Here is a 24494-nt window from a genome sequence, read left to right on the forward strand (position 1 = left end):
ATCGAGAGTAATATCCTTCGTACCAGCGATTTTTTTGAGAAGGACTCTGTTCGTGCAGAGCCTCCGCTAGACGATGTCGGTTTTCTGACCAAGTCAACTGCCTAGAATCGAATATGACTGAACCCACACTTGTCCTCGCTGTCGACGATAGCATGACCCAGGTGACTGGCATGCAGCTCCTGTTGCAGCAGCATGGATACGAGGTGATGACGGCGGCCAACGGTCAGTTGGCACTCGAGGCAGTCCGGCAGCGTCGCCCGGACCTCGTCGTGACCGACTTGCAGATGCCCGAGATGGATGGCTTGCAACTCGTTGCCGCCCTGAGGCAAGAATTCGCGGGCCTGCCGATTATCTTAACAACCGGTAAGGGTAGCGAGGAGATCGCGGCCAAGGCGTTGCGTTTGGGCGCGTCGAGCTATGTTCCCAAGCGAACGCTCAACGAGGATTTAGTCCCCACGATCGAACGGATGATGTCGATGGTCGACGTCGCCGACCACCGGACTCAGCAATCGACACTGCTGACATCGATCCGCCTGGAGTTATCCCTGGGCAACGACGATATTCAGGTTCCCAATGTGATTGCACGGCTCGAACAACCCTTGTCGGAATTAGGTCTGCTCGACGATACGATGCAGATGCAGATTTCAACGGCGTTGGACGAGGCGTTGATCAATGCGATCATTCATGGCAACTTGGAGATCAGTACCGAGCTGCGTTATGAAGGCACCGACGAGCAGTTTCGCGAACTTGTCCGCGAGCGACAACGGCAGGCCCCCTTTCGCGACCGCAACGTCACCATCGCGATGGACGCCAATCGCGAGGAAGTGACGTTTACCATTCGCGATCAGGGTCCTGGATTCGATGTCAGCTGCCTTCCCGATCCGACGGACTTCAGCAACCTTGGGGAATGTGGCGGCCGAGGGCTGCTGCTGATCAATGCATTCATGGATAAAGTCAGTCACCATGACAATGGCAATGCGATTGTCATGTTTAAGAAGAAGGCGGACGCGTCGCTAGAGAGTGATTGATCTCGTCTAAATAATGCCGCGTGCAGCGATCGAGTTCATCGAGCATGGACGCGGCATCACGGAGATCACCGCTCTTGGCTTGTTGCTCGAGTCGTTGTCCGGCCGCGGCGACTTGCTCGGCCCCCAAACAGCCAGCTGCTCCCTTGAGCGTGTGAGCACTGCGTTGCAACAGTGTCGCGTCTTCCGCACTGAGCTGATCTCGCATCGCAGGCAACAACTGCTCCGCTTCGTCGCAAAACGCCATCGCTAACTGGCTGGCCATGTCCTCATCGCCACAGGCTTTGCCCATGATGACTTCCCACGCGGAGGTTGACGGCTCGCATTGAGGTGCCCGGACGTCCATGGCCTGCTCCTGTTGGTGTTCGTGCCGTCCCGCGAAAGCGTTGAATTCCTCGGCCTCACTCGGAGCAGCTTTCTCGCCCGTCTCGAACGCTTCGGTGCCATCGAGCAGCACTGCGGGCGACCGTTCGAGGGCCCGCTGCAAGTCGGCCGCATCAAATGGTTTGGAGACATAATCATCCATGCCTGCGGCGAGGCAGGTTTCGCGGTCACCTTTCATGGCTTCTGCGGTCATGGCAACGATGAACTGATGTTGTTCGGTTCCCACCTCTCGCTCCCGGATAATTTCGGTGGCTTCGTACCCATTCATCTCGGGCATTTGGATGTCCATCAACACCACATCGAACGCCTCGCTTTGAAGAAGATCGACGGCTTCGCGACCATTGAGAACGAGTTGCACCTGGTGCCCCCACTTATGGAGAAAACCAAGTGCCACGCGTTGATTGACCAATCCATCTTCGACCAGCAAAACCTTCCGTGGTCTAATTTTCGGCAGCGCACTTCGCAACGGCGCAACTACTTTTTTCTCATGCTCGACGCCCATCACGTCCAAGACCACATCACGCAGCTCTGAGGCGATCACAGGTTTGGTCAGATATCGGTTGATGCCGAGTTCACGCATCTGCGGTGAACTCAGTCCTGCGAATGAGGAGGACAGCATCACGATCGGCCCGTGCTCGAGTTCATTTTGTCGATCAGCGAGTTGTTGTGCGAACCCAATCCCATCGAGGTAGGGCATGTGATAATCCAATAGGATCAGCCCGAACGGATCATCGTCCCGCATGGCTTGCGAGATGGTGTGGAGTGCGGCCTCACCGTCCTCGGCCATGACGGGTTTCAGATTCCAGAGTTGCAATAGCTCTTGTAAAATCCGTCGGTTTGTCGCGTTATCATCGACGACCAAGACTCGCGTGCCCGCAATCTTGGAGAACGCCGCCGGGCGACGGGGTGTTTGGTCGGGTGCGATGCCCAAGTGGACATAGAAGTGAAAAGTGGTGCCGACGCCGAGCTCACTCTCCACCCACACGCTGCCTTGCATCATCTGGATCAACCTCGCCGAAATGGTGAGGCCCAACCCCGTGCCCCCGAATCGCCGCGTCGTCGACGCATCGGCTTGCGCGAACGCTTCGAAAATCTTCTGCTGTTTTTCTTTGGCGATACCGATGCCGGTGTCTCGAACGGTGATGTGCAGGACCGCCTCGTCGCCCTCGAGTGATTCGGGATTGACGTCGACGACCACCTCCCCGCTACTGGTGAACTTGATCGCGTTGCCGACAAAATTAACGACGATCTGGCGGAGACGCCCGGCATCCCCCATCAGTTCGTTGGGGATCGATGGGTCAATTCGACCTGCTAATTCCAGCCCCTTTTCGTTGGCCTTGAGCGTCAGCAGTTTGATGGCTTTGCCGATGCAGTCGCGCAGGTTGAACGGGGCACTGTCGAGTTCGAGACGACCGGCTTCGATCTTTGAGAAATCGAGAATGTCATTGAGCAATCGCAGCAGGGAGTCGGCAGATTGCTGGACCAAGGCCAAGAATTCCTGCTGCTCAGGCGTCATTTCCGTGCCAGCGAGCAGCTCGGTCATCCCCAAAATGCCATTCATGGGCGTGCGGATTTCGTGGCTCATGTTCGCCAGGAACTCACTCTTCGCGCGGTTGGCTGCATCAGCGAGCTCCTTGGCCGCGAGCAGCTCTTCTGCGGCCAACTTCCGCGCCGTGATATCGCGGCTGATCCCGACCATCCCCATCACGTTGCCGTCGTTACCGTACAGCGGGACCTTCGTCGTCAGCAACCAAATCCGCCGACCGTCTGAACGTTGAATCGTTTCTTCTTGATCAACCAACGGCTGCCCCGAACGCATCACATTTTGGTCATCGGCGACGTAGTTGCATGCCATCTCAGGCGGAGAGAAATCGTAGTCATTTTTGCCGACGACCTGGGACACATCGTCTATCCCGAGCAACCTCATCATGGCATGGTTGCTGGTCAAGAACCGACTGTAGCGGTCCTTGACGTAAATGATGTCGGGGATGTTATTCATGATGGTTTTGAGTAGATCGCGTTCACGAGCCAACTCGGTTTCGGCCCGCACTTGGGCCGTCACATCGCGTGAGATGCCAAAGGTGCCAATGATTTCCCCTTGATCGTTTCGCAACGGAATTTTGGTGGTACTGCACCAAGTGTCGGGTTCCCCGTCGCGAGTCTCACGCTCGATTTTGCCGACGATCGATTCGCCGGTGCGGATAATCCTCCGCTCGTCTTCGAGGGCATCGCTGGCGTGCTCGTCACCAAAGAAGTCAGCATCCGTTTTGCCCACGGCATCGTTGGGATCGGATAGTCCAAACATGCTCGCGTGTGCCTGGCTGATGCGGACAAATCGACTTCGGCGATCTTTGAAATAGACCGCATCGGGGATGTTGTCGAACCACGCATCCATCAGGAATCGTGCTTTTTTCAACTTCGCTTCGGTTTGTTTTTGCTCCGTCACGTCCCAGCAGATCACTTCGACGCCGAGGACATCGCCGTCGGGGCCGAGCGTCGGCAGACGGATGACTTCGAGGAAGCACGTCCCCTGGACATCCCCCTTGAGCAGTTCATTGTCCTGTGCATCGAGATCACGGATGTCGCTGACAAACGCCTCGATCACATGATCGGGCTGGCCACACTTCATCACCTGTTGCTCGAGCACCCAGCCGGCCTCGGCGATCTCGGAAGAATAGAGCTCGAAATCTGTTTTGCCGGCAATTTCGTCGAAACTCATCCCGATCGATTCGCAAAACATCTCGTTGGCATAGAGGATGCGACCCTCGCGATCCTTGCGAACAACGCATAATTCGCGCTTTTCGTACAGGCGTTGTCGCGAACTGGCGGCTTTTTGACGCAGACTGTGCGACACGCTTGGCTTGGACTTGTTCATGAATATCGGCTCAGGTGGAGTTTGACCTACCCTTATTCTATCCTACGGTTTGGAGAAAGACAGAAAACAATCCCCTGACGGCCTATTGTTCGACTCGCTTTCAGCAAGACTAGCATCCTGGGCGAAGAGGTCTAGAATGGGGCACCGAACGATCCCAATCCGATGTGAACTGCGCCGATCGACTCTCGCCGCGTCCCATCTCGCCTCGCTAGCCACTGCCTTCATCGCCATGCCTGTGTACCGACAAAAACTCTTCTCCGCTTGCCTCGGCCTCGCTGCACTTTCGGGAGCGGTCGTTTCGACGCAGGCGGTCGCAGCCCAACCCACCCCAGCGGCAGCCAAGGATGCCGCGACCATTCAGGGGATCGCGAGTGAAAAACCTGCTGAGGGGCCCTTCGTCGCGCTCGAGGATGGCAGGTTCATGGTGCCGTACACGGAACGCATTCCGGGTACGGACATTACCTTCGAGATGGTCCCCGTCCCAGGCGGTGATTTCACCTTGGGAACCCCCGAAGACGCCGACGACTTCGTCGAAGATGAGGGGCCCGCGATTGTGCTAACCGCCAAGCCCATGTGGGTGGCCAAGACGGAAACACGCTGGGACATGTACAAAGAGTACATGCGGATGTACGGCGTCTTCAAAGATTTTGAAATGGAGGGGATTCGTCCCGTCGATGAAACCAATCTCGTGGATTCGGTGACGGCACCGACGGAACTCTATGACCCCTCGTTCACGTTTGAATATGGTTCCGAACCGACTCAGCCGGCGGTGACGATGACCCAGTACGCTGCCCAGCAGTTCACCAAATGGTTGTCGCGAATGACCAACACGCAATACCGCTTGCCCACCGAAGCCGAATGGGAACACGCCGCCCGCGGCGGAACCACGACAGCCTACAGCTGGGGCGATGACCCGACTGTCATCGACGACTACGCGTGGTACTTCGATAACTCCCTCGATGGTCCCGGTGACGTTGGTACGAAGAAGCCGAATCCGTTTGGACTCTATGATATGCACGGCAACGCCGCCGAGTGGACCGTCAACGGGTACACCGAAGATGGTTATGATTGGATGCAAGACGAAACGCCGAGCGACGCGACCGCCGCAACGCGTTGGCCTGAGAATCCCTATCCTTGTGTCGTCCGTGGTGGCAGTTGGGAAATGGAACCACCCGAACTGCGCAGTGCCGCGAGATTGGCGTCGGACGACGAGGAATGGAAGTCGGAAGACCCGAATTTCCCTCGCAGCCCGTGGTGGTTCACCAGCGACCCATCACGCGGTGTTGGCCTTCGCCTGTTCCGCTCTCTCGAGCCGCTACCCCCCCAAACAATCTCCAAGTTTTGGGATACCTCGGTCGCTGAAACACTCATGGACGTCGAGAGCCGCATCAATGAAGGCCGAGGCGGATATGGCTACGTCGATGAGGGTCTCGGTGAGGCCGCCAAGGAAAAGTAAGCTCCATGACCGCTGACAAACCGTCGATTGGTTGGATCGGCACCGGTGTCATGGGACACTCGATGGCCGGACACCTGCTCGATGCGGGTTACCCGCTCACGCTCACAACACGCACGCGAGAGAAAGCGGCGTCGCTGATCGAGCGTGGTGCGCGATGGGCGGCCTCACCCCGTGAAGTCGCCGAGCAAGCGCAGATCGTTTTTGCGATCGTGGGCTATCCCGCCGACGTCCGCGAGGTGTTCCTCGATCCGCAACACGGCGCTGTGGCGGGGATCCCCCAAGATGGCATTTTGGTCGATATGACGACCAGCGAACCGTCCTTGGCGGTCGAAATTGAAAAGGTCGCCCGCCAGTGCGGCGCTGACGCTCTCGATGCCCCCGTCTCCGGTGGCGACTCAGGCGCAGCCGCCGGCACACTGTCGATCATGATCGGTGGCAGTCCCGAAACGGTGAATCGCGTCATGCCCTGTTTTGAGATCATGGGCAAGACCATTGTGCACCAGGGCGGTCCCGGTGCCGGGCAGCACACCAAAATGGTCAACCAAACCTTGATCGCCAGCGGCATGATTGGCGTCTGTGAAGCACTCGTCTACGCCGTCCGCGCGGGACTGGACCCGCCGACCGTGCTGCGCTCGGTCGGCTCGGGTGCGGCGGGCAGTTGGTCGCTGAGTAATCTGGGTCCCCGTATGATTGCGGGCGATTTCGAACCCGGTTTCTATGTCGAGCACTTCGTCAAAGACATGGGCATCGCGCTCGCGGAAGCAAAGAGAATGAATCTTTGCCTACCAGGCCTTGCACTCGCCGAGCAACTCTACCAATCCGTGATCGCCAAGGGCGGCGGGCGGGCGGGGACGCAAGCCCTGGTCAGTGCCGTCGCTGAGATGTCAGGAATGGAGTGGGATTGAGCGATCAGGCACGCACGCGCCTGGTCCGTTGGACCTGCTTGGCATTGGTCGTTGTAGTCGTACGCGGCGGCTTCCTGCTGACCCACTACGATTCCCTACAAGACGATCCTGACGCGTATCGGGTGATTGCCGAAACGCTCGCGCGAACCGGTGTGTTTGGGTTGCCCGTCGGTCCCGACGCGGCGCGGGCGACCGCGTTTCGCCCCCCGCTCTATCCGTGGCTGCTGTCGTGGCTGGTCGATGGGACGGGGCAGCTCTCCAATTTCTCGGTGGCAATCGTTCAGTTGATCCTGGGAGGGCTGACGATCGGATTGACCTGGGACATTGCCCGCCGCCTGTTATCGGGCTGGGCGGCATTGTTCGCGGCCGCGTTGGTCTTGATCGATCCCATTCTGCTATGGCAATCCTCGCTTGTGATGACAGAGACCATCGCGACGGCACTCGTGGTGATGGTGTGGTGGTGGTGGGTCGTGCGAATTTCCGGCCCGCGAGATCGCCCACCGGAAACACGGACTCCTCCACCACCGCGGTCGCCTGTTCTGGACGCAGTCGTCCTGGGCACGCTGCTGACCTTGTGCATTCTTTGTCGACCGACCTTTTTAGTCTGGGCAGCGATGATCGCTGCCTGCCTGCCGGTGGCCGGCCGGTTGCACCGTGCTGGCCGAGCCGTGACGCTGGCGATCACGCTGGCGATCATCGGGATGGGCGTGGGTGCCTGGACGCTGCGCAACGTCGCCGCGATCGGCCATGGAGTCTGGGGCACGACGCATGGCGGCTACACGCTGCTGTTGGCCAATAATGATTCGTTCTATGACTACTTGGAAAACAAACCCACCGAGCTGCCCTGGCGTCGCCATGCATGGCAGGCGGACGAGTTTTTCGAGGTGTACCAAGCATTGCCCCGGAGCGGAGACGAAGTCGCTGACGATCGAGTCGCCTACGCTGCTGCAAAATCAGCGATCGCACGCCGACCGGATATGTTCACGTACTCGTGCTGGGTTCGCATGATGCGATTGTGGCAGCCGTTCCCGCACGCGACCGCAGGCCGGTCAACGAGCCTGATTGTTATCGTTGGGTTGCTGCACAGTCTCGTGTACGCGCTCATTGTGATGGCGGTCCTGAGACATATTCATTCATTTCATCCGCGTCACTGGCGGCGTTGGATAGCATGGTGGCCCGCTGCCGCGCTCGTGATCACGCTGAGCGCTGTCCACGCGGTTTACTGGAGTAATCCACGGATGCGTTCGCCCGCGATCCCAGTTCTCTCCATCGCCGCTGCAGCAGCGTTTGTGCGACGGCGCTGATCTCTGATTCATGGGCTGACGTGGATTCATGGGCTGACGTGGTTGTCTTGGCAGTTCCTAAGAGTGGTGACATCTCGCGGTCGAACTTTCGCTTCGCCGCGATCAATACGACCAGTAAGGGGATCACGACCAGTGCCAAGCGGAATGATGCAACCAACCAAGGCTTGCGATTTCGCAGCAGGGGTAACTCAGTCGTCCAGCACAACAGGGGCGCCAACAGCATCGTGAGTGCAGGCCCCGTCGAAATCTCACCGAAGAAGCGACCGATGAACAGCAGGCTGAACAAACCTACGACGCCAACGCCAACGACGCCCGCAGGCACGAAACGATCCGGGTTGTCCCTCTCGACGCGGTGAGCGGCGTATTTTGTGAACACACGCAGAGCGAGCGATGCTCCCAGCAGTGTCGCGACGAAGGGGATCGCTGCGGCGCCGCCTTTGATGTAACCCGCCATCATCACAGCCACGCCACTGCACTGAATGGCAAGACAGAGTGCCAATGGAATGGAGAGCCCCCCACTTCGCGTCGCCAACCAGGAAAGCAGGCTCCAAACGAGCGCCAACCCGAGGCCACAAGCCACGATCGTCACCCCGGCTCGCGACGACGTCCAGTCTCCCGAGCTACTCAGATAGACGGATCCATGCAGCAAGATGCGTGGCGTCGCCAGTGACAGGATGATTCGCAACAACCAAACCGCCCTGCGCGGAACTCGGTTGAATCCCGCGATTAGTTCAATACCGAGCACTGCCGGAAGAACGATCATCAACAACCGATCGAGCCCGCTGCGCGGGGGCCACGACAGGTTGAGAGCCAACACGGCGTTGCCGGCCGCGAGGCCGACTCCGACCCCGATCAGGCACGCCGCGTTCAACCCAGTCTCGTTTACCGACCGCCTCAGCGACAACACTGCCAGCACGACGATGGCGCTGACGGCGGCGGCAACACCCATTGCCTTCCAATAGAGCAATGGATCAGGCATCAGCTATTTCTGAACACCTTCACAGTCAATCATGATCAACGCTTCGTCGCCGATCGGTCCGATCGCATTTTTGTCGAAGCCGTAGTCACTACGCTTGAGTGCTAGCTCAGTCGAAAATGCGACGCGTTTGACGTCTTTAAACACGTGTTCCTTGCCACCCATCAGGACGATCGTGATCTCGTTCGTCGTGCCGTGCATCGTAAAGTCGCCTGTCACTTCATACCCACCATCGATCGCCTTCGTGCTCGTGCTTTTAAACTCAATCGTGGGGTACTGTTTGGTATCAAAGTAATCGGGTTGGCGCAGGTGTTTGTCACGAGCTTCGTTAGCGGTATCCACGCTGTCGGTTTTGATCGTTAGAGAGAAAGTCGACTTGGAAGGATCCTCGCGATCGAGAGTGAATTTTCCAGCGACGTCATTGAACCGGCCATGAATCCAGCTGATGTCGAGATGTCGGGCCTTAAAACTGACGGACGAATGAACGAGGTCATAGTCATACTCGTCCGCCGCCTGGGTGGGCGTGGTGGAGACGCATAGGACGGCGCCACATACGAGCATTCGGGCCGACGCTGAAAGAAATCGCATCATAAAATTGTTCCTGGGAGAGTTAGGGGAATGGCATATTTGCCGCCATTGTAGCAGCTAGAGGTCCGCGGCGAAGCGAGTTGAAGGGTGGATCGCCCCTGCGGCTCGGTATCGTTGATCTCCCGTGACCATCAGGTCTGTACTCGCCAGGTTCAAAATGAAAATCAAGCGAACAATGGTAGTGACTTGTATTCTTTACCGAGAATGGGTGTCGGATCGGTACCGAGCCAATCTTGCAGCACCGATGCGTAGACTTGGCGGAAGTCGTACTCGTGTTTCAAATCGCCGTCTTGCAGATCGGTCAAGTTCGGATGTTTGCCGTAAATGCCCGCGTTGACACCGCCACCACATAAGAACATTGGTCCCGCAGCGCCGTGGTCGGTTCCTTCGCTGGCGTTCTCCGAAACGCGCCGTCCAAACTCGCTAAACGTCATGACGCAGACCCGCTTGCCGTGATCGTGGGCCTCTAAGTCACGCACCAACGCGCTCACCGCATCGCTCCATTGTCGGAGCAGAATACTGTGCGTCTGTGCTTGCTGGGCATGCGTGTCGAAACCATCGTGTTGGACGTAGTAGATTCGAGTCGTCAGACCTGCGTCGATCAATTGGGCCACGACTCGCAGCTTCTTCCCCAGCTCCGTTTCGGGATATTTCACTTCGCTTTGATAGCCCTGAACCGCGTCCGTCACTCGCTGGCTCGCCGCAATCGCGGATCTCGTGCTGAATTGCAAAAAATCCAACAGGTCGTTCTCACCCGCAGTGCTGGTCAGCTGAGGATTGTGCAGCAGCTCACGCAGTGACTGCTTGTCAGTGCCTCGCAATTGGAAATCGGTTAGTTCTTTCACGGTGGGGACACGGATGCTGGTCGAAGCGATCGCCGCTGGTTGCTGTTCACTACCGAGGTGTAAGGCAAGGACATCACCTCCAGCGGTCAAGGGCTGCTGATCCAGGAACCGGCCAAGCCATCCATCGGGACGGGGTTCGCCTTTGCGTCGGCAGGTGTGCCAGATATCCATCGACTCGAAATGGGACCGGTTCGGCTGCTCATACCCGACACTGCGAACGGCGGCAAATTGGCTGGCTTGCAATAGATCATGCATGCCGGTCAATGAGGGATGCAAACCGCAATCATCATCACACCTCAACACGTCGCTCGCTGGGATCGCGAGCCGAGGACGAGCCGACCGATAGTCATCATCAGCGTACGGAACGATGGTGTTCAATCCATCGTTCCCACCGGACATTTGGACAACAATCAGTACTCTTTCATTCTTGCGACTGACACCCGATGCGGCTTCGGCAAAGCAATTCGGCAATGCCACCCCCACCCCCACCCCCATCGCCGCAGCCGAGCCGACGGAGTTTCGCAGGAATCTTCGTCGACTTTGATTGTTAGCAATGATCATCTTGATAGGCCTTTAAAATCACGCGAGTTGGCAGATGGGTAGAGATGTCACAGCATGCAGTAGCGAACGCATTCGCCGCTCGGTGTCGCCCGAGTGGGATGCGGCGGTCTCGCGGAGCTGGGCTTTGGTGGCGTCATCCAATCGCACGGCGAGCAAACAATGCTCGAAGTGCTCGATGGCCTGGTCGGTCGTTTGCACATCCTGGCCCCGTAGATATTCAGAAAGGCTCCCGCCTCCGAAGCGTGTCGCCTCGCTTTCTAAAATGTCAGCGATCAGATTCGCGCGGCCGAGCAACGTTGAAGAATTGATCCACGCCCGGCCGCCGTCCCAGCCCTTCACATTCGGCGGGTAGAACAAGCCTTGCCCGATGTTCAGCAAGCCTTCCGCGACCAGTTGGGTATTGGTGGTGCCCTTGAGACTGCGCAGCATGCCCATCACCAATTCGACCGGTGACTTGATCTTGCGACCGACCGAATTCGAGGAATAGAACAGATTGCTCGCTAGGATTCGCTGGACGACTGGCGCCAATTGCCAATCATGTTCGCGCAGCAGGTCTGCCAGCGGTTGCAACATTGCATCGGTTGGAGCGGGTTCATCACTGACGAAGAACCGAACCAGTTTACGAGCGATGAACCGTGGTGCAGCAGGCTGCTCCAAGACGATCCGCACACCATCCTCCCCGTCGAAATTGCCACGCTGTCCCAACACCGTCTTCTCGTCAGAATCGTGCTGGTAACGATTCTTGCGAAACTTTTTGTTCTTGATCTCCCATCCCGTGAAACAGCGTGCCAGTTCGAGCACGTCCCTTTCGCTGTAGTTGCCTTCTCCCAAACAGAACAGCTCCATCAATTCGCGGGCGAAGTTCTCGTTCGGATGCGCTTTGCGATTGATAGCCGAATCGAGGTAGATCAGCATCGCAGGATCTTGAGAAATCTTCATTGCCAACTCACTAAAATCACCCAGCGCATGATCACGCAGGAGCTGATTTTGATTCCACATCATTCTGGCGTCTTTGACCTTCTCAGCCCCCGTTGCGAAATGCCCGTGCCAAAGCAGCGTCGTCTTCTCGAGCAGCTGGTTGGGTGTGTATAGCAGTCGATAAACCCACGCCGCTGACAACTTTGCGGGGTCGCCGCCAGCCAACGTCGCTTCGGCAAGCATGTCGGCGGTGGAGCGAAAATCGGTTGGATCAGAATCTCCCGCAAGCAGTTCGCTCACCACTTCGGCGGGTGTTCGTTTGACCGCATCGTCGATGCGAATCAAATCAGCACCGAACCCCGCTCGGCGATACAAGTGCGCGACCGATGAACGGTCCCAAGGTTGCTGGGGCGTCGGGTCGAACGGTTGCCATGCCCAGGCGGGGTCAGTGGATTGCATGCTGATCATTACTGGATATCCGCCTCGGTTTGCAGGTCAACGGCCAGACTCAACGACATCTGCGACTGCGTGACATCCAAATTCAAGCGAGCGCCGCGGAAGAAGCTAAGCAGTTTGAGTAGCAAGCCGATTTCCTCTTCGGCGGCCTCTTTGCTGTGCCCTTTTTCGAGCATGTTGTTGGCAACGAGCTGCAAACGATTGGCTTCCAGGATGCGGCGCAACGTCGTCGCGTCCAACTCGCCGCTCGTATTGGAGTCACGGGCGTCTGTGGTTGCGACCGTACCGGTGGTCTCCACCGTACCGGTGGTCTCGGCCGTGCCGGTGGACTCGATCATCGCGTGAGCGAGCGCGAGTGAGCTGGAAATGATGATCCGTTCGTTGGCGAACGCGATCGTCGGCGAAAAGTTAAATTGAATCTTCGCGTCCAGGCTCTCTCGCTGATCCCTATCGGGCACATAACTGGCCGTGATGTACTGCGTGTCGCCGGCCACTTCCATACCCAGGTCAAGTTGTGGTTGTCCGTTTTGTGCGCCGGTGACGTTCAAGAAGCCGATAAAGCTTTGGAACACGCGACGCAGTTCGGGGCGGGTTTCTTCCGGGTTCCTCATCCGAAACTGCAACGCAAAAGCGGGCAACTTGATCGCCGGTTGCGGAAGCACTTCAGAAAAGTCTTGTTCCATCCCGACAATTTGCACATCACTGGCAAACGAGCCCAGGATGTCTTCCCCAAAGTCACGGCCTGAGAAGAATGTTGTGAGCGTGGTATCGGCAACCGCCAGCTGATCGTTGACTCGATCAGAAACCAAATCACCAGCGCGCAGCCACATTTGGGATAGATCGCGGTGTGCCGACATCGCGAACAGTTGGTGGGGGACCGTCAATAGAGAGGGCGCCGCAGCGAGCTCCGGCGCCCCAAAAAAGTACTCTCGAGGAGGTTCCCATTCTCGCTGGTGCGGGGTGGCCAATCGCAGTGACACACCGTCATTGTTGAGCTGCAACTCGCCCGTCAAATACGGCGTATGACGAAGGTTCGCCAACACACCGCCCAGTGCCACTTCGGCGGCAAGGTTGTCGGTTTTCTCCTTGTTGAGATTCTTGGCAACGCCCGCATCGCGAATGGTTTTAATGTCAAGGAAAGCAGAAGCAACGCGGCGCTCGGTATCGCCCGCATCAAACCCCTTCGATGCCGCTGCATATGCTGCGTTGGACGCCAGTGTATCGCCGTCGCGATCGAGGTACTGGTCAATGATCGTCTTGCCCAGCTCGGAACTGTTGGTCAGCAGCATCCAATCGTGCATCCGGACCATCTTGAATTTGTCGCCTACCCGATCGACTACAAAGTCTCGGTAGTCACCCTGTTCGGCAGCTGCGCCTCGCAGTTGCCGAACAGCCAGCACAAAACCTCGGAAGCGTTCTAGCAGTTCCGCATCGGATGAACGGATGAGGATCGCCACTCCGCCGCCCGCAGTATCCAATGCGATCGTAACGCCACGGTCCGTCAGCGTATCGAGAGCCTGTTGCCACGGTTTTCCCATACTCGCTTCCAAGCCATGCACGCCCATTTGCAACTGTTTAGACGCTCCCGATTGCATGAACAGCTCATAGGCCGGCATCGCCTCGAATTGGGCGCGCAACGGATGACGCAAAACCGTCTGCAATACCGCGCCCACATCGGACACCTCTGCACAGGCGACAATCGAGGAAGGCAATAACTCCGCCGCCTTGCAATCAACGCCACGAGGCGGATCGGCAAATGATTCCACAGGCCACACGACGTAGCTGGCCATGACCAGCAGTCCGCTCATTGCGTGGATTGAGAGTTTCGGTCGATGGCTCATCAGGTTTATCTTTATGAAAAGAGATCGGGTGCGTGGGTGACATCCTGTCCGGTACACGACAGCGACATCGCTAGAAGCAGCAACAGGGCCAGGATTTGCAAGATAAGGAACGAGCGAAAAATAAGTGGCCGAACGCTGCGCGGTCGGAATGGTCGACCGCGGAGCGTTCGGCCACAATATCAGACAGTCATTTTCCGCTCGTTCCTAAGTTCCATTGGCGGTAACTCGGTAAGAGAGCGTTTTAGTTGATGATACACCGCAACGGCGGCGTCGCATTGAATCGTTTTGTATCGCTCTGTAGGGATTCCGGACCGTGCGTTCGGCAAAACGGACTCACGGGGTCACCGCCTGGAATGCGATCCACGTTCATTTCGTGACTTGGGGAACGGTGATCGTGAATCGGGCTCCCCCGAGCGAACTTTGGTCCACGCTGACATCACCACCGAGACGTCGGGATATCCGGCGGACCAGAGCGAGGCCCAGGCCCGTGCCCGGCTGTGATCCGGCCGCGAGCCGCTTGAACGGCTCGAAGACAGCCTCCCGATCTTCCTCGGAGATCCCGTCGCCGTCATCTTCAACGTGAATGCACCACTGTTGCTCGCACTGACTCGTGCTCACACGGACTTGCGAAGCTGCGTACTTGCCCGCATTACTCACCAGGTTACCAATGGCGCGCACGAGGCCGACTCGGTAAGAGTGGATCTCAGATGAATCGGAGCAGCCAACCGTGATGAACTGAATGTTGGGATGCAAGGGCGAATGAAGCTCGATGGCTTCACCGATCAGATCATCGAACGAAATGCTTTCGCGTTGATGGTTCTCGGCGCCCGCGTCATAACGGGTGTAGTCCAGCAGTTCGCCCACCAACGCATCGAGTTTGTCGGTGGCTTCGTCGATCGAATCCACCCGCTGCTCTCGTTTGACGTCATCCTCGGCCGAGCGGACTAACTCCGTCGCAAACTTGATTCGCGCCAAAGGTGTACGGAGTTCATGCGAGACCGCTTGCAACAGTTCTTTCTGCGAGCGGAGCAGCGACTCGACGCGGTCCGCCATCGCGTTGAAAGCGCCTACGATGGGCAGCTCACGCTTTCGTTTGCCCTTCGGAATACGAGCGGACAAGTCGCCTGCGGCGATCGCCAGTGCCGCGTTCTCGACATTCCGCAACTGTCTCGCGATCGGTCTCAACAGAAACGCGATTGCTCCGGCGGCGAGTAAAAAGACGCTACCGAGCCCCAGTAAGATATCGTTTCGAGAGGGGCTAACGAATTGAGGCAGCGGCCCCAACTCGACTAACAAGTCCGTTCCCGTGATCGCAGCGTCCATCTTGCCGAGGTGCAACACCGGTTCCCCCGCATCAATCCGTGAGATCATGTTCGGTGACATCGGCCGGTCGGACCGTTCGACAATGTGCACGGGGTGAGCAAATCGCTGCTGAATCTTAGTCAGCGTTTCGTCAAAATGCTCCCGGCCGCCCTGCAGTAATTCATCGCGGACCGACAATGCCCCGCCACCGAGCGCATTCTCAATCACCTTGATATTGTCGGATTCCGTCGTCCCGCGGAACACATACGCCTGAATGCACCAAGCTACGAACAGAATGAGGATCACCCCCAAATAGAACCGCAGAAACAATCGCGTCATGTTATCTTTGCCATCAGGTAGCCGACGCCGCGAACGGACTTGATGCGCGTGGGTTGGTTTGGGTCATCGTTGAGTTTTCGTCGCAACCGAGAGACTCGCAGGTCGATCGAGCGGTCCAGACCATCGTAGGGCAGTTCCAAGAGATCGTCGTAGATGTCTCTTCGCTGGACCACTGTTCCCGCGCGCTGCGCCAAATAGAGCAGCAGTTCAAACTCAGCAGTCGTCAGATCGACGTTCTCGCCCGCGACGGAAACCGTGCGATTGGATTCCTCGATCCGCACATCGCCAACCGTGATCGCAGCCGTGTCCGACGGCGGTGCCATGTCGCCGCGTCGTAAGTGGACTTTCAATCGAGCCAACAGGGCGCGCGGGCGAACGGGTTTCGCCATGAAGTCGTCGGCACCCACTTCCAACGCGATCACTTCGTCGATTTCTTCCCCGCGCGCCGTCAACACGATGATCGGACCAGCATACTTGGGACGCACCGACCGGCAGATCGTGAAGCCATCGGTTCCCGGCAACCCAATATCCAAGACGACCGCGTCATAGGATTCGCGTTCGATACGATCGATCGCCTTGAGCCCGTCTGCTTCGATGGTCACATCGAAGTCCTGCTCCACTAAAAACTCGCGCACCATTTCGGCGAGTGGGCGGTCGTCTTCCACGAGAAGGATGTGAGTTTTCATGCTTTGCCTCGATCCAAAATCTGTGTGCGAGTGCGGTTCATTGTACCGCGGAGACACGAGGGCCAGCGCGGAAACACAACGGGTTCATCGGTTCGCTTCGGAGCGTACAATCTGGCCGCCCTCGTCGGCGGCGCCGGGACCGATTTCGATGATCCAGTCGGCGGCGGCCGTTAGCATGGGATGATGCTCGATCACAATGAGTGAGTGGCCGTCGGCGATCAGCGCGTCGAAACAGCCTATCAGCCGCGTGATGTCGGCGAAGTGCAAACCGGTCGTGGGTTCGTCCATCAAGAATAATGTGCGACGCTTTGTCGAACCGGCCAGGAAGGCGGCTAGCTTTAATCGTTGGGCTTCGCCGGAGGACAACGTCGTGGCGGGCTGGCCGAGCGGGATATAGTCCAGCCCCACATCGACCAGTCGTTTGAGCCTCGCTTGGGCCTTGGGCATGCTGCGGAAAAATCGGTACGCATCCCCGACCGTCATCTCCAATACCTCAGCGATGGTGCGGTCGCGATACCGCACCTGCAACACTTCGTCACGGTAACGCCGCCCTCGACACTCCGGGCAGCGCATCGAAACGTCCGCGAGGAACTGCATGTCGACCGTCTGCACGCCCGCACCTTCACAGGCTGCACACTGCCCAGCGGAGGAGTTAAAACTGAAATGCCCCGGTTTGAAATTGCGAATTCGAGCATCGACCGTGTCCGCGAACGCCTTGCGAATCTCATCAAAGGCTTTGGCAAACGTTACCGGGCAGCTCCGTGGACTGCGGCTGATCGGGGACTGGTCGACGAGCAGACAGTCTTCGATTCGCGCGACACCCTGCAGGCTCGCAAACGGCAATGTCGCCGCAGCGCTACTCGGGGGTGCCTCCCCGCGTCGTTGGGCCAGCCCGCTCGAGACAGCGCCGAAGAGCGTGTCATGAATCAGGCTGCTCTTGCCGCTGCCCGAACGGCCCGTCACCACGCACAGCGTTCCGAGCGGGAAGGACACGTCCACACTCTTGAGATTGTGCCCCGACGCACCACGCAGCTCAAGGAAGTGATGGGGCTCTCGGACGCGACGTTTCGCGACTGTCGAATCCGCCGCGTCGAGATCGTCGAGATAGGGACCGGTGAGCGAGTCCGGGTCATCGAGTAATTGTTGAGGCGTTCCGACAAACGTTTTTCGTCCCCCGCCCACACCCGCATCGGGGCCAATCTCAATCACATGATCGGCCGCGGCGATCAGTTGAGCATTGTGTTCGACAGCCACGACTGTGTTGCCGCGATCACGCAGCCGCACGATGGTTTGGATGAGATTGCGGACGTCATCGGGGTGCAGACCAGCGGTCGGTTCATCGAGTACATACAGCATACCGATGAGGGTGCTGCCGAGTGCCGAGGTCAAGGCGATTCGCTGGGTCTCGCCACCTGACAAGGTTCGAAGTGGTCGATCGAGCTGGAGATAGCCCAACCCCACGGCATCGAGATATCGCAAGCGGTCGAGAACTTGACGCACGGGTTCACGCGCAATCGCATACTGCCGATGCTCATTCGCCTCGGCCACCCGCGCGAGTGTCATGGTGTCGTCGTCCGCGACAGAATCCGCGTCGTCGCGGACGTCGATCGTCACACTCGTCAGAAATTCGGTGACTTGATCGCAGCGCATCGCGAGTACATCGGCGATACTCTTCGTCGCGATCCGGTAGGCGAGTGCTTCAGGTTTGAATCGTTGCCCTGCGCAGGTGGGACAGGTTGAGTACGTCCGATAGCGGGAGGCAAAAACCCGCACATGCATTTTGTATTTTTTGCGATCCAGCCACGCGAAGAAACCATCGAGCCCACCGAATTTCCGCTCGGGCACGCCTGCATGAATCTTCTTCAGTTCGGACTTCTTGAGTTTTTCAAACGGCACATCGACACGAATGTTGAAGTCCTCTGCGAGGGCGATCAGCTCATCGAGTTCATGGCTGTAGGAGGGCGTGTTCCAAGGAGCGATGGCGCCCTCGCGAATCGACAGCGAGGGATCGGGGACGACCAGTGACATGTCCACTCGCAACACATCCCCGAACCCTTCACAGGTAGCGCACGCACCGAGGGGATGGTTGAAATTGAACAACCGCGGCACAGGGTCAGCATATTCGATGTCACACTCATCACAGCGTCGACGATCGCTGACAACCCGCTGTTCCATGTCGCGTCCATCGACAACCATGCTGCGCACGGGAACCTTGACCAGCCGCAGGGCGGGCTCGCTCGGATCGGCGGCCTCGGCGCCCGCCGGACTGGGTTCGCTGCGCTGCAACAGCACAACGGCGCGCCCATTGCCTTCGGCCATCGCAGTTTCGAGTGATTCGGTCCATCGCGACAGCTCGCTATCACCGGACAACCGATCGACGACAACAACGGCGGCCACGCCCCGGCTACCGATCCGCCGAGCGAGTGGTCCTCGGTCCTCGTCGGAAAGACGAAACGTTTCGTTTTTAAGGATCAGACGCAGGTACCCTTCCTGCTGCAATCCGAGCAGAATCTCGCTGGCGGTGACTCGATCGGGCAACCAAACTTCAAAGCCCACGATGGCGCGTTCGACACCGCTGGCGGGGTCTGCCATCTCTGCGGCGACACTCTGCGGGCTATCAATTTCGACTTGGCGACCACAGCCATAGCAAATCAGATCGGCGGCTTTGGCGAACAGCAATCGTACGTGTTCGGCAATTTCCGTGGCGGTCGCAACGGTGCTGCGGTTGTTCTTCACCGCAGCCGCTCGCGTCACGGCGATCGCCGGTGGGATGCCCGTGATCGAATCGCAATCCGGCTTCTCCAGCCGAGCCAAGTATTGGCGGGTGTAGGCGGAAAAACTCTCGATATAACAGCGTTGCCCTTCGGCATAGAGCGTGTCCAACGCCAGCGACGTCTTGCCGCTGCCGGAGAGGCCGCAGATCACGGTCAATTGCCCACGCGGGATATCAACGTCAATATTTTGCAGGTTGTGGACACGACATCCACGCAGCTCGATCGGCGGCGCATCATCGATCGCATCGTCGATCGCGTCGTCGATCGCGGCGTTCGGGCGGGGCCGTTTGGAACGGGGGGGCTTCACGGGGGAGCTCGGTGTTTCGGCGTGCTAGGCAGATCGGGGATTTCTAATCCACTGAAATAGTAGGCGGTTCGGTAGGTTAACGCATTCGGGTTGTGATCTGAGGGTTAAAAAAGGGAGCTGTTCCGCAAAATCAGTCGCTAAAACGAGCCGCGTCATCCAACCGGGCACGGCGAACCACGGCGTTTTCACTAAGCAACGCGGGATCAATAACTGGCGTAGTGGATCTTGTTAAAGATCCATCCAGAACAGGATCTTTAACAAGATCCACTACGGTAAACCCGTCACTTATTGTTCCTGGTATCCTAACAACACTCACTTTGGAAAGTCGCTGTCGGTTTCGAATCGTCGCACGAGGGCTCACACCTCATCGATGCGATAGACACGCAAACGATCGCGCAGAGTGCCGCGGTGGATGCCGAGCATCTCGGCGGCTTTGGCGCGGTTGCCGCCGGTGTGCTGGAGAACGACGCGCAGTAGCGCGGGCTCGACGGCCATCAAAAAATCAGCGTGTAGGGTTTCGGTGTCGGGATGTGCTGCGAGTGTGGCTGTCGTCCATGTTTCGACAATGCGCTCGAGTGAGCGATCTGACGACGCGGGTTCGGTGTCGCGGCCTGGTTTGGGATCGGGAAAGTCGCTGATATTGAGTCTGCGGCCACGAGCCACAACCGCCGCATGACTGACCGTGTTTTTCAATTCGCGAACATTGCCATGCCAGGGTCGCTTTTGCAGTTCCGCCAAAAGGGGCTCGTCGATTGCCGCGTCAGCATATTCCATGGCCGCGAGAAAATGCTGGCAGAGCGGAGCGATGTCATCGAGTCGTTCGCGCAGCGGTGGCAGATGAATCTGTACTCCCGTCAGCCGATGAAACAAGTCCTCGCGAAAACTCCCCGATGCCACCGCATCATGTAAATCACTATTCGTGGCCGCCAGAATTCGGACATCGGCCGTCCGCGGTTTGACATCGCCGACGCGACTGTATTGCCCCTGCTCTAAAACTCTCAACAATTTGGCTTGCGTGCCCAGCGCTAAATCGCCAATTTCATCCAACAGTACCGTGCCGCCTTCAGCGCGTTCAAACAACCCCGCGCGATCTTCGCTGGCGCCGGTGAACGCCCCTTTGACGTGACCGAATAATTCACTTTCGATCAACTCGGGATTGAGGGCTACCGGAGCAATCGGAATGTAGGCGGCGCCCGCCCGATTGCTATGTCGGGCGATCGCGGCGGCGACGAGTTCCTTGCCCGTCCCCGTTTCACCGGTGATCAAGACGGACAGGTCACTGTCAGCGACCAGGGCAATCTGCCGGAAAACCTGCTGCATCGCAGGCGATGTCCCCACCAACACGGACCGATCCAACGACATCGGCTGGGTCGCGGTCGGCGCCAAACGCTGGGCCGATTTTTGCAACGCCGTCCGGCACGTGCGCAGCGCATCTTCAAGCTTGAACGGTTTGGTCAGATAGTCGGTGGCACCGTTCTTGACCGCTGCCACCGCAGTTTCTAAATCGCCAAAGGCGGTAATGATGACAACAGGAGCATTGTCGGTCGCTGCGAGAAATTTCGGTAGCGCCGTGATACCGTCGACTTTGGGTAAGCGAACGTCCAGGATTACCATCGCAACCTGGTGTTCTCGTGCCCGTTGCAGTCCCTCTTCGGCGCTGGATGCTGTGACGACGCAGTGGCCTTCCCCCACGAGCATTTTCTCGAGTGCCCAACAGATCGTCGGTTCGTCATCGACGACGAGCACCGTTTGTTGTGTTGTCATACGAGTTTAGCATCCAATTCAAAGTAGGTTCGATCATTCTCACGCGCCCAGCGCACTTCACCGCCGAGTCGCTCGGCGGCCCGCCGAACCACCGACAGCCCCAGACCCATGCCTTCGGGTTTGGACGTGACGAACGGTTCGAACAGGTCCGCCGCGATTTTCTCCGGCACGCCTGGCCCATTGTCCGAAACACTCAAACGGACACAATCAGCCCGAACCGCGTTGAGCTCAACACGCACGTCGTTGCCGGCCTGGATCGCGTTGTGGATAAGATTGCTGGCCGCTGCGATCCAAGTGGGGCCGTCCTGAACGTGACCAACCACACCGCCGGTAGGATCGTCGACTGCGGACAATCCGTTGACCGTCCAATGCATAGTAACGTGCAAGTGCCTCGCAATCGGCGACAGGCTGCTGCGGACATCCTCGAAGCAGGACTGTACCTCGGCGGCGCGATCCTCATCCTGGCGGCCCGAGGCGACCAATAGTAATCGTCGAACGTAGTCCTCAGCCACTTCCATTTGGGCAATGGCAACAGCGATGCCCTCGTCGTCAGCCGCCTCGCACTGCTGGGCATGCATTTCCACCGCCATCCGCGCACCCGTCAAGCTGTTGCGAAGTTGATGGGCCATCCCGCCAGCGATTTGATGCAGTAATTTTTCACTTTGTTGGCGATTAATCTGACTCCATAGTTGGTTCAACTGCGAGGCCATCGAATCCACGGCACCGCCGAGCCTACCGATCTCATCGTCGATGTCATCAGAGACCGTGGATTGAAAATCGCCGCCAGCGACCAGCTCCACTCTTTGCTGCAGTTTGCCCACGCGGCTGATCAACCGAGATGACAGAAGCAGCATGATGCTGGTCAGCGCCAAAATGGTCGACAGCCCTGTCACGAGCGGTAGGATCGCTGCGCGACGGCGACTCGCCTCGATCTGGCTTGTGTCAAATAACACACTGACGCTGGCCACTCGATCCTGACGCGAAGTCTCATTCTTGATGGGAAACGACAGGGCGCGGAACGTTCGTCCATCGATGCTCGATCGAAACCGCGTCTCGGCTGCGTCGCTCAGGGCCGTTGTGCTGTGGATGACCACGCCTGCCGCGTTGACACTGACGAGTTCGGTTTGGGTTAACTCGGCCAGCGAATCGAGCACCCGCGAGTTGAGTGGAAAGCTGGAGCCCGACAGCGATTCTTCAATCGCATCAAAGCGAGATTGCAGTTCGTCCGTGGCCCAGCGTGCGCCCAAACCATACGAAGCAATGGCCACCAACGCCGCAGCGAGCAGTGCGGCAGCGATCATCGGCGCGAGCAAGCGAAAGCGAAGGGATCGGAACGTCGGATGATTTTTCACACCCGCATTCTAGCTCAAACCCATCGCTGGAAAATCCGCCAACAACGATGAAAGGACCGCCATCACGCGCCGCGAAGAATCACACGATTTCGTTTGCCACCGATCGTCCCGAATGCCTATCATGAAGCACGTCGCTCGTTCAAGCATACGCCCTGGCGTATCACCACTCCTGCATGGAATCCCACACAGATGTCTCGACCCACGCTCTTTCCTCACTTTTCGCGGCGATCCATGTTGCTAGCCGGCGGGACTGCTCTTTTCACGACTCGCGGGCTCTTTGCCGAAGAGCTGATGGTGACACCCCGCCTGACCGAAGGCCCGTTCTATCCTGATCACCTACCACTCGACCAGGATAATGATTTGATTCTGATCAATGACAGCACGACACCCGCCGTGGGCGAGATCACCCATCTGACCGGACGGATCCTGACCAAAGCCGGATCACCCGTGCGGAACGCATCGATCGAGATCTGGCAGTGTGATGCCAACGCAGTCTATTTGCACTCGCGAGATAGCAATCGCAAAAAACAACAGCAGGACCAAAACTTTCAAGGCTACGGCAAGTTTGAAACGGCCGCCGATGGTGGCTATCGCTTTCGCACGATCAAACCCGTTCCGTATCCCGGCCGGCCGGCACCGCACATTCACATTAAGGTCTCCCAGCATGGCAACGAATTGCTGACCACCCAGTGCATGATGCGGGGCTACGAAAACAACTCGCGCGACGGTGTCTTCCGTGCTGCAGGCGACAAGGCTCATCAGGAGTCGATCATGGCCGACTTCAAGCGTGTGCCCGATTCAAAAATCGGCGAGTGGAGTGCGAACTTTGATATCGTTCTCGGCCGCACACCGGATGATCGCGAAATCAAACAACAGGGTTAGTCCGCTGGGACCGTGGTCCCTCGCGACCGATATCCATTTTGATTTTCCCAGCCCTGCGGTCTGGGCTAGGCAAACCGCTGCGTCCGCGGCCCGATGATCGCGTGATGGTGAACGATGATCGCGCGATGTTCAACGAGGTTTTGTCGATGACGTGCACGCCGGTGCTTACTGCCCGGCTGCCCATTGCATCCCGCGGACGAGCAATGCGAGGTATTCATCGTTCTGGAATGTGTCTTTGGAATGGCCGTAGGTGGTCCCGAAGACTCGCGCCTTGCCATATTGGTTCGTCCAAATCACGGGGTACGACTTTCCATCCACTTGGCTCTTTGACGTCGCCAGCACGGTGGTGTTTGGCCACACCTTCTCGATCACATAGAGTTCGTCCATCGGCATGGTGAAAGGTTCGGGGAACTCACGCATGACCGGATGATCAGTGGCTTGGACTTCGACACCATAGCGGGCTTGGTGTTCGTGTCGGCGGCTCGTCACGCCCAAAAACTCTCGCCAGTCATCGATTTCAGCATCGCGGTAGCTGTGCATGGCGCAGTGAATGACGACGGCGGGAACCCCGGCCTGGTGTGCCGAGGTGATGCGGCGGATGTACTCGGAGTCTTTTGTGCCCGCGAAACACTCATTATGGACGACGAGGTCAAAATCATCGGCCCAATCCGGCGACTCGTAGAGGTCGATCTCGGCCTGAGTCCCCGTGCCGCCTTTGGCGACAACCGTCCAGGCAGCTTTCACGCCCGCCTTTTCGGCAGCCAACTGCAACGCTTTGGCCTGAAAGTCGTAGTCGTGGCAGCAACCGCTGGTGATCAAGAGAACGTTCAGCGGCTTGCTATCGGACGGTTCGTCGGCCTGCAAATGACCGGAGACCGAGACAAAAGCCAGAGCGGCTACCAGCGTAAAGGCTGTGAACGATTTTGAGATCAAGGACATATGCGGTGTTTCGTT

At 58.1% G+C, this 24494-nt stretch carries 17 protein-coding genes; 5 read left to right on the plus strand and 12 right to left on the minus strand.

Going from position 1 to position 24494, the window contains the following annotated elements; genetic code table 11:
• The first annotated feature begins 113 nt into the window (after nt 1-113).
• Complete coding sequence (locus SH410x_RS28680; protein WP_473673091.1) at nt 114-1028, plus strand: response regulator; 915 nt, start codon at nt 114-116, stop codon at nt 1026-1028.
• Here SH410x_RS28680 and SH410x_RS28685 read toward each other — a convergent pair.
• Nucleotides 991-4284: a PAS domain-containing protein gene (locus tag SH410x_RS28685; RefSeq protein WP_473673093.1), complete on the minus strand. Its 3294-nt coding sequence runs from the start codon at nt 4282-4284 to the stop codon at nt 991-993. The genes SH410x_RS28680 and SH410x_RS28685 overlap by 38 nt on opposite strands.
• Before the next feature lie 229 nt (nt 4285-4513).
• Between SH410x_RS28685 and SH410x_RS28690 the strand changes: the two genes are divergently transcribed.
• The 3 genes from SH410x_RS28690 to SH410x_RS28700 are packed head-to-tail and all read left to right on the plus strand — an operon-like array spanning nt 4514 to nt 7949.
• A complete protein-coding gene (locus SH410x_RS28690; protein WP_473677428.1) occupies nt 4514-5740 on the plus strand; it encodes a formylglycine-generating enzyme family protein in 1227 nt (408 codons plus the stop codon).
• A gap of 5 nt (nt 5741-5745) precedes the next feature.
• On the plus strand, nt 5746-6645 hold the full coding sequence (locus tag SH410x_RS28695) for an NAD(P)-dependent oxidoreductase (protein WP_473673095.1): 900 nt from the start codon (nt 5746-5748) through the stop codon (nt 6643-6645).
• Complete coding sequence (locus SH410x_RS28700) at nt 6642-7949, plus strand: glycosyltransferase family 39 protein (RefSeq protein ID WP_473673098.1); 1308 nt, start codon at nt 6642-6644, stop codon at nt 7947-7949. The genes SH410x_RS28695 and SH410x_RS28700 overlap by 4 nt, the downstream gene beginning before the upstream one ends.
• Here the strand turns inward: SH410x_RS28700 and SH410x_RS28705 are convergent.
• The 10 genes from SH410x_RS28705 to SH410x_RS28750 all read right to left on the minus strand — a co-directional run bounded on the left by SH410x_RS28705 (nt 7840) and on the right by SH410x_RS28750 (nt 22658).
• Nucleotides 7840-8928, minus strand: coding sequence for a hypothetical protein (locus SH410x_RS28705; RefSeq protein WP_473673099.1), 1089 nt, complete (start codon nt 8926-8928; stop codon nt 7840-7842). The genes SH410x_RS28700 and SH410x_RS28705 overlap by 110 nt on opposite strands.
• A gap of 3 nt (nt 8929-8931) precedes the next feature.
• Nucleotides 8932-9513 carry a YceI family protein gene (locus SH410x_RS28710; RefSeq protein WP_473673101.1) on the minus strand — a complete coding sequence of 194 codons (582 nt, stop codon included), beginning with the start codon at nt 9511-9513 and terminating at the stop codon, nt 8932-8934.
• A 164-nt stretch (nt 9514-9677) separates the two neighbouring features.
• On the minus strand, nt 9678-10919 hold the full coding sequence (locus SH410x_RS28715; protein WP_473673102.1) for a DUF1501 domain-containing protein: 1242 nt from the start codon (nt 10917-10919) through the stop codon (nt 9678-9680).
• Between the two features lie 18 nt (nt 10920-10937).
• Entirely contained in the window at nt 10938-12296 is a 1359-nt protein-coding gene (locus SH410x_RS28720; RefSeq protein ID WP_473673104.1) for a DUF1800 domain-containing protein, read from the minus strand.
• A gap of 8 nt (nt 12297-12304) precedes the next feature.
• Entirely contained in the window at nt 12305-14134 is a 1830-nt protein-coding gene (locus SH410x_RS28725; protein ID WP_473673106.1) for a hypothetical protein, read from the minus strand.
• 366 nt (nt 14135-14500) lie between these two features.
• A complete protein-coding gene (locus SH410x_RS28730) occupies nt 14501-15775 on the minus strand; it encodes an ATP-binding protein (RefSeq protein WP_473673108.1) in 1275 nt (424 codons plus the stop codon).
• The gene (locus tag SH410x_RS28735) at nt 15772-16461 is read right to left on the minus strand and encodes a response regulator (RefSeq protein ID WP_473673110.1); all 690 of its coding nucleotides are present in this window, start codon (nt 16459-16461) and stop codon (nt 15772-15774) included. The genes SH410x_RS28730 and SH410x_RS28735 overlap by 4 nt, the downstream gene beginning before the upstream one ends.
• 84 nt (nt 16462-16545) lie before the next feature.
• The gene (gene uvrA, locus SH410x_RS28740; protein WP_473677429.1) at nt 16546-19500 is read right to left on the minus strand and encodes an excinuclease ABC subunit UvrA; all 2955 of its coding nucleotides are present in this window, start codon (nt 19498-19500) and stop codon (nt 16546-16548) included.
• A gap of 399 nt (nt 19501-19899) precedes the next feature.
• Nucleotides 19900-21306 (minus strand): sigma-54-dependent transcriptional regulator, encoded by a 1407-nt coding sequence (locus SH410x_RS28745; RefSeq protein WP_473673112.1) that lies wholly within the window; start codon nt 21304-21306, stop codon nt 19900-19902.
• Nucleotides 21303-22658 (minus strand): ATP-binding protein, encoded by a 1356-nt coding sequence (locus tag SH410x_RS28750; protein WP_473673114.1) that lies wholly within the window; start codon nt 22656-22658, stop codon nt 21303-21305. The genes SH410x_RS28745 and SH410x_RS28750 overlap by 4 nt, the downstream gene beginning before the upstream one ends.
• Nucleotides 22659-22847: 189 nt before the next feature.
• Between SH410x_RS28750 and SH410x_RS28755 the strand changes: the two genes are divergently transcribed.
• The gene (locus SH410x_RS28755) at nt 22848-23540 is read left to right on the plus strand and encodes a dioxygenase family protein (RefSeq protein WP_473673116.1); all 693 of its coding nucleotides are present in this window, start codon (nt 22848-22850) and stop codon (nt 23538-23540) included.
• Between the two features lie 165 nt (nt 23541-23705).
• On the opposite strand, the gene SH410x_RS28760 is transcribed toward SH410x_RS28755, so the two are convergent.
• Nucleotides 23706-24479, minus strand: coding sequence for a ThuA domain-containing protein (locus SH410x_RS28760; protein WP_473673118.1), 774 nt, complete (start codon nt 24477-24479; stop codon nt 23706-23708).
• Nucleotides 24480-24494: the final 15 nt, after the last annotated feature.

It is taken from the genome of Rhodopirellula sp. SH410 (genome assembly GCF_055811895.1).